This is a genomic window from Exiguobacterium sp. Leaf187, from assembly GCF_001423925.1.
GTDB lineage: Bacteria > Bacillota > Bacilli > Exiguobacteriales > Exiguobacteriaceae > Exiguobacterium_A > Exiguobacterium_A indicum.
In genome coordinates, this window is record NZ_LMPR01000014.1 from 94375 (window position 1) to 104164 (window position 9790).

Annotated in this window: 7 protein-coding genes and 2 riboswitches; all 7 genes read left to right on the plus strand. The window is 46.7% G+C overall.

Going from position 1 to position 9790, the window contains the following annotated elements:
* The first annotated feature begins 69 nt into the window (after positions 1 to 69).
* The 7 genes from ASF99_RS16880 (at position 70) to ASF99_RS16910 (ending at position 9484) form a co-directional block, all read left to right on the plus strand.
* The gene (locus ASF99_RS16880) at positions 70 to 1026 is read left to right on the plus strand and encodes an AAA family ATPase (RefSeq protein ID WP_023467045.1); all 957 of its coding nucleotides are present in this window, start codon (positions 70 to 72) and stop codon (positions 1024 to 1026) included.
* Positions 1023 to 2105 (plus strand): DUF58 domain-containing protein, encoded by a 1083-nt coding sequence (locus tag ASF99_RS16885; protein ID WP_055970223.1) that lies wholly within the window; start codon positions 1023 to 1025, stop codon positions 2103 to 2105. Before ASF99_RS16880 ends, ASF99_RS16885 begins: the two co-directional genes overlap by 4 nt.
* Positions 2102 to 4174, plus strand: a complete 2073-nt coding sequence (locus tag ASF99_RS16890; RefSeq protein ID WP_035398986.1) for a transglutaminase family protein — start codon at positions 2102 to 2104, stop codon at positions 4172 to 4174. The genes ASF99_RS16885 and ASF99_RS16890 overlap by 4 nt, the downstream gene beginning before the upstream one ends.
* Before the next feature lie 40 nt (positions 4175 to 4214).
* A riboswitch (purine riboswitch) is annotated at positions 4215 to 4316 on the plus strand.
* A 129-nt stretch (positions 4317 to 4445) separates the two neighbouring features.
* Positions 4446 to 5966, plus strand: a complete 1521-nt coding sequence (gene guaA / locus ASF99_RS16895; RefSeq protein ID WP_051353615.1) for a glutamine-hydrolyzing GMP synthase — start codon at positions 4446 to 4448, stop codon at positions 5964 to 5966.
* Between the two features lie 296 nt (positions 5967 to 6262).
* Positions 6263 to 6796, plus strand: a complete 534-nt coding sequence (locus ASF99_RS16900; protein ID WP_055970225.1) for a hypothetical protein — start codon at positions 6263 to 6265, stop codon at positions 6794 to 6796.
* Positions 6797 to 6947: 151 nt separating this feature from the next.
* Positions 6948 to 7049, plus strand: a riboswitch (purine riboswitch).
* A gap of 135 nt (positions 7050 to 7184) precedes the next feature.
* Positions 7185 to 8489 (plus strand): NCS2 family permease, encoded by a 1305-nt coding sequence (locus ASF99_RS16905; RefSeq protein WP_035398981.1) that lies wholly within the window; start codon positions 7185 to 7187, stop codon positions 8487 to 8489.
* A gap of 83 nt (positions 8490 to 8572) precedes the next feature.
* Positions 8573 to 9484, plus strand: a complete 912-nt coding sequence (locus ASF99_RS16910; RefSeq protein WP_023467063.1) for a proline dehydrogenase family protein — start codon at positions 8573 to 8575, stop codon at positions 9482 to 9484.
* The last annotated feature ends 306 nt before the right edge of the window (positions 9485 to 9790 follow it).

Sequence of the window (9790 nt, forward strand, 5' to 3'; positions counted from 1 at the left end):
GCGTAGCGGAATATGAGATGATATAAAAAGTCAGAAAATTCAACTACTACGAGAGCAAGGGGTCTGACAATGCGAACATACACTAAGGAGATTCAAGCGATTATCGACAACGTAGAGAAAGTCATCATTGGTAAGGAAGATGTCATCACACAATCATTGGCAGCATTACTAGCGGGCGGTCACGTCCTATTAGAAGACGTACCGGGAGTCGGGAAGACGATGCTCGTTCGTGCGTTCAGCCGATCGATCGGGTTGACCTTCAAACGTGTTCAGTTCACGCCAGACCTACTTCCGTCAGATTTGACGGGTGTATCGATGTATAATCAGAAAACTAGCCAATTCGAATATAGACCGGGTCCTTTAATGGGAAACATCGTCTTAGCCGATGAGATTAACCGAACATCACCAAAAACTCAATCTGCCTTACTCGAGGGAATGGCGGAAGCGAACGTCACCGTCGATGGTGAGATTCATACGCTTCCGAATCCCTTTTTCGTCATGGCGACACAAAACCCGATCGAACACGAAGGAACGTATCCGTTACCAGAAGCACAACTCGACCGTTTTCTCGTCAAAGTCAAAATGGGTTATCCTGATTTCCACCAGGAAATGAAGCTACTGACACGTTTCGAACGGGATGAACCAATTGAAACGCTCGAAGCGGTGATTGGTCGCGAGCAATTGCTCCAGATGAAAGAAGAAGTCAAGAACGTCCATGTCTCACAGCCCGTCAAAAAATATATCGTCCATCTCGTCCAAGCGACCCGGACGAACGGTTCACTTTATCTCGGCGCGAGTCCCCGTTCTTCGATTGCTTTGATGAAAGTCGCGCAAGCGTGGGCATACATGGAAGGACGCAGTTTCGTCTTACCGGATGATGTCAAACATCTCTTGATTCCGGTCCTGTCACACCGCTTGATTTTGACAGCGGACGCGCGTTATCACGGTCAATCGTCTGAACGGATTTTAGAACAAATCAAAAAAGAGGTTGCTGTACCTATCCAACAAGACGTGGAGTCCCTATGACGAAGTGGCAAATTGGTTGGCGTTACGCTGTACTCCTTTTGACGACGGTTGCCTTATGGACATATGCGCGCGTCGATGGCGGAAATGTCGCTTCCTTGCTGTTTTATGTCATGGCCGGTCTGACTGTCTACTGGACGCTCTTCCTCGTTTGGCCCGTCACGCAGGCACTGGCGACGCGCGAAGTCTCGAATAAGATGCTCGTTGCCGGAACAGATATCCCGGTTTCCTTACGGGTTCGCCGGCGTTTTCCGTTTTTGGTCGGAGCCGTCGAGGTGACGGAGGCGATTCCAAACGAACTCAGCGAAGAAAAACTCGATATCAGCCGTCCGCTCCGTGCCCACTACCGGAAGACAGAGCAAATCGACTACACGATTCCATCGATTCGTCGAGGAGTCTACCAGATTCCTGGCTGTATCGTTGAAATTACGGATCCGTTTGGTCTGTTCAAGCGGAAACGGATGTTTCCGGTCGAGACGTATCTTGCGATTGAACCGGCACGCCTTGCCGTTCAACTTCCGCATGAGGAGGATCGCGGCGATGGAGGAATCTCCCCTGTGTCGCTTGATCTTCGTCAGTCGTCCTTTACTGTCGTCGGGGTCCGGGAATACGTCAGTGGTGACCGGATGAATCAGATCGATTGGAAAGCGACAGCAAAACGCCAAGGTTTAATGACGAAAACGTTTGAACGAGAGCAGGAACGGGAGACGACGATCGTCTTTGATGAGGGGACGGAAGCGGGTGAAGCTTTCGAACGCGTCATCTCGATGCTGGCAGAAGCGACGGATCAGCTAAATAAAAGACGGCTGAGCTACCGCATTCACCTCGTCGGACATGCTGTTCAATCGTTATCGTTACCACTCGAGGGTGCGAAACTGACGCATTACTTGATGACGGCGCAACCGAGTCGGACGCGGACGTTCATCGAGTCATGGGAGTACTCGTCAAAAGCGCTTCGATTGAGTGGCAACGTCCTCTTCATCACGCCGGATCTTGAATCGAACAATGAACTATGGATCTCGAAGATTAATCAAGAAGCCACCGTTCATGTCTATACACCAGAACGGAGGGGAGTGCGATGATGCGACGCTTACTTTGGAACGCTATCGCGGCAGCCGTCCTGACTTGTTTCATGCCACCACTTCTTGAACTGACGACGTTCGAACATCTTTGGTCCTTCTTACCGATGCTGTTTCTGCCGTTGCTGTTGTCGCATCTATCGCGGCGTTACTTTTTACTCGGAAGTCTCGGTGGACTACTCCTATCGTTTTATTTGATTTTGACGCCGGGAGCAGCACCATGGGGCATCTTTACGGAAATCAGCTCAGATGTTCAAAGTGTCATCAATGGTGAGTTACCGGGACGACCAGCCTTTGCACTCTCGATCGGACTGATCAGTTTCTTGATCGCTTATTTAGCACGGCGGACATTCCCGAATCGCGGATTTGTGTTTGGTCTTGCCTTCGGTGTCATCGGATTTATCGCCTATTGCGATACGTGGACGGATTATTCGGGAGAGACTTTCATTCTCTATCCGATCATTCTATCTTTATTATTACTCTATGCGACGGAAGTTAACGAACGACCGCGCGCTTCTTACGTTCGTCCGCTGAGTGCTTTATTCATCATGGGTGCTGTCATCGTCGCTGCTGTCCAAAGTCCTGTCATCAATGCGACATGGCAAGACAGTTGGTACGATTTGACGTCCGGTCTTGAAGGTGAAGGAGAGCCGTCAAATGCGATTCAAAAGGTCGGCTACGGTAACAATGATGAGCAACTCGGTGGACCGTTTCAGATGGACGATCGAGAAGTTTTCCAAGTCGAAAGTGAAGGGAACCGCTACTGGCGAGTCGAGACGAAAGATATCTATACCGGCAAGGGGTGGGTGCTGTCGGAATCGAATCCGGAAATCGATGCGCGTGGTTTCTTCTCGCATTTCGGAAAAGAGGTCAAGACAAGAAATGAGACGGCAACGTTTGAGATGGCACGTGAACTGCCGTTCGTTCCGTACAATGGTGATAATGTTCGGTTGACGGTCGACCAGCAACGACAAAATGTACTGGTTGATCCTGAGAATCAAAAAATCTCGTATCTCGACGATACGAATCAGCAGCGCAACTATCAAATCGAATATGCCTATCCACTCTTCACAGAAGAGCAGTTACAGACAGATGAGCCGCTCGATTTATCAGCGGATGACACACGTCGGTACCTGCAGCTACCAGATGGATTACCACAACGTGTCCGTGATTTAGCGAATCAAATCGTTGAGGGTGAAGAAACACCGTGGGACAAGGCGCGAGCGATTGAAAACTATTTCGAAGAAGAAAACTTCGAATATAATACGGAGGAAGTCGCCGTACCAGGAGAAAATCAAGATTACGTCGATCAATTCCTGTTCGAAACGAAGCTCGGATACTGTGATAACTTCTCGACGTCCGCCGCTGTGTTGCTTCGGGCAGCTGGATTACCCGCACGCTGGGTAAAAGGGTTCACGGGAGGCGAGTCCGATGTCATCGGCTCCGCCGTGACCAGTTATACGGTACGAAATAAAAATGCCCACTCGTGGGTCGAAGTCTACATTGAAGGACCAGGCTGGGTACCGCTTGAGCCGACTGTTAGCTTCGACGGAGCAGGTCAATATACGATTGACCGAGAAACGAACAACGAGACGGAGCAAACAAATCCACAACGCGAAACAGAAAATAATACAGAGACGACGACACCAAATCGTCCGCAGGAAAATCTTCTCGACGAAGAACAGACGACTAGCGCCGGACAGACGGAGCAGAAGTCAATTCCGTTTTGGCCAATCCTTATGACGGCACTCGCTCTCTTGTTCCTTTACCTGTTCCGAAAACCAATCATTCGAACACTCGCGATTCTCTTCTTCCGGAGACAAATCGAGCGACCAGAAGGATTCCGACGGATGTACCGGTACCTCTTGCGACGTCTTGATAAAAAAGGATTCCATTATCAAGATGGTCGGACGCTTGCGGAACTCGCTCACGAAGTCGATGGGTACTACGAGACGTACGCGATGCGACCGTTGACGGATGCTTACGAACGGATGGTCTATGGTGGAGAATCATTATCTGCCGAGAAAAAACGTGAATATTTCGAAAATATCATTCGTCATGTAGAGGGTTGATATTTACGAAACGATACAGTTACAATGGGAACAACGTAAATCACACACATGCAATCTCCTTTGTATATACTCGCGAATATGGCGCGAGAGTCTCTACCGGGTCACCTTAAACGACCTGACTATGAAGGAGCAGACCCTTCGTATACATTTTTTTGTGAAGCGGCCTGCTCTTTTTCCATTTTATCCATGGGCGAAGAGTGGGCTTTTTTCATAGGGTGCGCATGAAATCAGAAAGGCGGGAACAGATTTGGAAGCACATTTGGACCAGGAAATGATTCTCGTCCTCGATTTTGGAGGACAGTACAATCAATTGATCACACGTCGTATTCGGGACCTTGGTGTCTATAGTGAATTGCATTCGCATAAAATCACTGCAGCAGAAGTAAAGGAAATCGCACCTGCTGGTATCATCTTCTCAGGTGGTCCACGTAGCGTCTACGCAGAGGATGCGTACCGGTGTGACCCAGAAATCTTCGACCTCGGTATTCCAATCTTCGGGATCTGTTACGGCATGCAGCTCATGTCACAACATTTCGGCGGAACAGTAGAACGTGCGGGACATCGTGAATATGGAAAAGCCACATTGACGTTACAAGACCCGTCACCGATGTATGCGAACCTACCGCTTGAACAAACGGTCTGGATGAGCCACAGCGACCTCGTCACATCTGTGCCAAACGGATTCGTCGTCGATGGAACGAACGTGTCATGTCCGATCGCTTCGATCAAGAACGAAGAATTGAAAATGTACGGTGTGCAGTATCACCCGGAAGTGAACCATACGGTCTTCGGAAAAGAATTGCTCAAGAACTTCCTCTTTGAAGTCTGTAAATGTGCAGGCGATTGGTCGATGGAGAACTTCATCGAAATCGAAGTAGCGAAGATTCAAGAACAAGTCGGCGACAAAAAAGTCCTCTGTGCACTTTCTGGTGGTGTCGACTCGTCTGTCGTCGCAGCCTTGATTCACAAAGCAATCGGTGATCAATTGACATGTATGTTCGTCGATCACGGTTTACTGCGTAAGGGTGAAGCGGAGAGCGTCATGAAGACATTCGCGGATCACTTCCACATGAACGTCATCAAGATTGATGCCCAGGACCGTTTCCTCGACAAACTCCGTGGTATCTCAGATCCAGAGCAGAAACGTAAAATCATCGGCAACGAGTTCGTCTACGTCTTTGATGAAGAAGCTTCAAAACTAACGGACATGGACTTCCTTGCCCAAGGTACGCTCTACACAGATATCATCGAGAGTGGTACGGATACGGCACAAACGATCAAGTCACACCACAACGTCGGTGGATTGCCGGAAGACATGCAGTTTGAATTGATCGAGCCGATCAACACGTTGTTCAAGGATGAAGTCCGTGAACTCGGGAAAGAACTCGGTCTTTCCGATGAAATCGTGTGGCGTCAGCCGTTCCCAGGACCAGGTCTCGGAATTCGTGTCCTCGGTGAAATCACAGATGAGAAACTCGAAATCGTCCGCGAATCTGATTTCATTCTTCGTGATGAAATTAAAAAAGCTGGACTCGAGCGCGAAATCTGGCAATACTTCACAGTCCTTCCTCCAATCCGTTCGGTTGGTGTCATGGGCGATGAGCGGACATACGACTATGCCGTCGGAATCCGCGCTGTCACGTCTATTGACGGAATGACATCAGACTGGGCACGTATCCCATGGGACGTGCTCGAGAAGATCTCGGTTCGAATCGTCAATGAAGTTCAGAACGTTAACCGCGTCCTGTACGATGTGACGTCGAAACCACCTTCAACGATTGAGTGGGAATAAGTACTGGGCTTACTGAGACGATTCGTCTCATGAATCCTGTCGTAACACCCTTTTAAAGGAGAAAGGTGAAGATGAATCTGTTTCACCTTCAACCACTTTATTTCAAAAGAAAGCTCTCTTTTGTTCGCATGATTTGTGAATGGAAGGGGGCTTTTTGTGAACGAAATTATGAAACCGTTGGACGTTTTTAAACTAAACCGACGAATTTAGGTACTTTAGTTCTAGTTTGCTGAGATGTGTGGACTCTTCCTGTATTATGGAATACATCATCTAATGGAAAAAAGGGATACTGCCTCATGATAGACTGGACATGGACTGAAGTTGATCAATTAGAAAAACTAGAAAAATGGAATGAAGCTAAACGATATCTTTTGAATTCTTGGAGACAACATCCCGAAGATCTCAAAACAGTCATTCGACTGGGCTTTTTTTGTTGGTACGTCTCCTTTGAACATGGACCATTGGGAATTACAAAGAACAATATAGATATTGAGGAATTAGAATCTTTACTAAAGGAAGTTACACATGATGGTTTACGTCATTTTATGAACCATGAGGACTTTCTATGGTGTTTTGGTTATATGGTTTCGATGACCCCTTATTATTTTGGAGAGTACAACGAGTGGGAAGAAAAAGGCGCATCCATGTTACGACGTGCTCATGAATTATGTCCGAATGAAGCAATTTATGCTTATTCTTATCTTGGATCGTTCTCAAATGCTTACGGAACACGTGAAAATGAATTGCAACAGGTACAGAATGTTTTAGAGGATCGTTTTAAAGGAGAGGGACTATTATCCGACTACTTTAAGAGTATATACGCTCAGTGATAGGGCTGATTTCTAACAATCATGAAATAGCCTTCAAAAAACCGTTTTCAAAACCGAACGTTCGGATAAAATAAGTAGTTAAATTTCGCTTTTATGGTTGACCCATGAATTTGACCGTGCTACGATGTGTCTGTTCTTATTTTTCATACCACTAAAAAAACATAAATAATGCCGTATAATTCTGGGGATAGGGCCCGGAAGTCTCTACAGGAACACCGTAAAGGTTCCTACTACGGCGCACACGCAGCATCGTGCGCTTATTGAAACGGCTTTTACCGCTTAGGTAAGGGCCGTTTTTTGTTTTCAAGGAGACGGCTTATTTGGAAGGAAGGCAATCATGAGCACACAATTGAAACAGCCACACCAACCGAAAGCAAAAGAAAATGCGATTGCGCGTTTCTTTGATTTCAATGGGCTTGGTACGAACATGCGTACAGAGTTCATCGCCGGCATGACAACATTCTTCGCGATGGCGTATATCTTATTCGTTAATCCGAATACATTAGCCGAAGCAGGAATGGACGCAGGAGCAGTCTTCGGTGCCACAGCACTCGTTGCGATCATCGGTTCCGTTACGATGGGATTACTGGCGAACTATCCAATCGCGCTCGCACCAGGAATGGGACTAAATGCTTTCTTCGCCTACAGCGTCGTCATCGGAATGGGTATTCCATGGCAAACCGCACTTTCAGGCGTTCTCGTCTCAGGTCTCGTCTTCATGGTATTAACAGCTTCAGGTATTCGTGAGATGATAATCAATGCGATTCCAGAACCATTGAAAATGGCAGTTGCAGCAGGTATCGGATTGTTCATCGCGTTCATCGGATTAAAAACAGGTGGTCTCGTCGTGGCGAATGAAGCAACACTCGTCTCGCTTGGTGATTTAAGTAAAGGAACAACGCTTCTCGCGGTATTTGGTCTTGTCGTATCTGCGGTCCTAATGACGCGTGGTGTCAAAGGGGCGATCTTCTTCGGAATGATCCTAACGGCAGTCGCTGGAATGATCTTCGGTTTGATTCCGATTCCAACAAGTCTTGGTGAAGTCATTTCAGCACCACCAAGCATCGCACCTACATTTGGACAAGCATTCCTTCACTTCGATGAAATCTTCACGGTTCAAATGATGATCGTCATCTTAACTTTCTTCTTCGTTGATTTCTTTGATACAGCAGGTACACTGGTTGCGGTAGCAAACCAAGCCGGTCTGATCAAAGAAAATAAAGTACCACGCGCTGGTCGCGCATTGATCGCTGATTCAACAGCAACAGTAGCAGGTTCGATCCTTGGAACGTCGACGACGGTTTCTTACATCGAATCAAGTGCAGGGGTTGCAGCAGGTGGTCGTTCAGGAATGACGGCGATCGTCACAGCTTTATTCTTCGGTCTCGCTTTATTCTTCTCACCATTGCTCGCAATCATCACCGCACCGGTCACAGCACCCGCATTGATCATCGTTGGTGTGTTGATGGCAGCTTCACTGCTCCAAATCGATTGGAAAAAATTCGAGTATGCGGTTCCCGCTTTCTTGACCGTCATCATGATGCCGTTGACGTATTCAATCGCAACAGGGATTGCATTCGGTTTCCTCTTCTATCCGGTCACGATGATCGCGAAAGGACGAGCAAAAGAAGTGCACCCAATCATGTACGTATTGTCACTCGGATTCCTCGGTTACTTTATCTGGTTGCATTAATCCAAACTGCGTCTTTCTTCTATATAGAAGAAAGACGTTTTTTTATTGGGAGAGGGTAAGGGAGAAGAGAGAGGGTGATTCAGATGTTACAGCAGATTACTGGAGCTGTATTCGAATACTTGGCTGAGAATAGACTGTTGATTCAATTAGCGAAAAAAGTCGGATTGCCGCTTGGTGGAACATTATTCGTCGGAGGACAGGGCGCAGAAGAGACCCTCGATACCGTGAAACAATTTAATCAAGATGGACGAGCCGCTACAGTGGATTGTCTAGGAGAGTTCATTGAGACAGAGCAGGACGCGGTAGACATCGCAAATGAATGTATTAAAGTCATCGGGCAAATCAAAGAACATGGTCTAGACGCACAAGTATCTCTAAAGCTAACATCGATCGGATTAAGAATCGATCCGGATATCGCCTATCAACAGTTGAGTCGTATTGCAGAGATTGCCTATCAGAGAAACATGCGCGTGACAGTCAACATGGAAGAAGCGATGATGGTCGAGTCGATCGTTCGAGTATTCGAACGCGTACATGAACATTATCCAAACGTCGGAATTGCGCTACAGGCAAATGTATTCCGTAGTCGTTTTGATCTAGAACGTCTTCAGGCAACAGTACGTATCGTCAAAGGGGCATACGATGGAGACGATGAAATCTATATTCAACCGAAGAAGACAGTAGATGAGACATACCTTCAATTAGTAAAAGTTAATTTGTTAAATGGGAACTACACGCAAATCGCGACACATGATGAACAGATCATCCAGCAAATCATTGACTTTGCTCAAATGAAACAGATTGATCCATCACGGTTTGAATTTCAAATGCTTCAAGGCATGCGACCGAAACGACAACAAGAGTTAGTTCGACAAGGGTATCGTGTCGTTATCTACGTTCCGCATGGTGTGGACTGGTATACGTATTTGATGAGACGGTTAGCAGAACGCCCAGCGAATATCGCGTTTACAGTAGGAGCCATGTTAAGAAGGTAAAGACTTTGCGAAGAGGATTTAAACTCTTTGCAAAGTTTTTTTAAAATAATGCTTGTGTTTGTCGAATTTTGTTGTTATATTAATAAATGTTCCAGCGAGACGCCTTTTATAAACGGTTCGTTGGGGCTGAAAAGTTTTTTAAAAAGCATGGTTGACATAATCAAAACAACCTGTTAATCTATTAAAGTCGCTAAGGCGGCAGACGAACTTTGAAAACTGAACGATGAGGCAAAAATCGTATTTTACGGAATACAAAAACGAATGAAGCGCAAGCTTCGTCAATCGTGACTTCGGTCACACAACGAG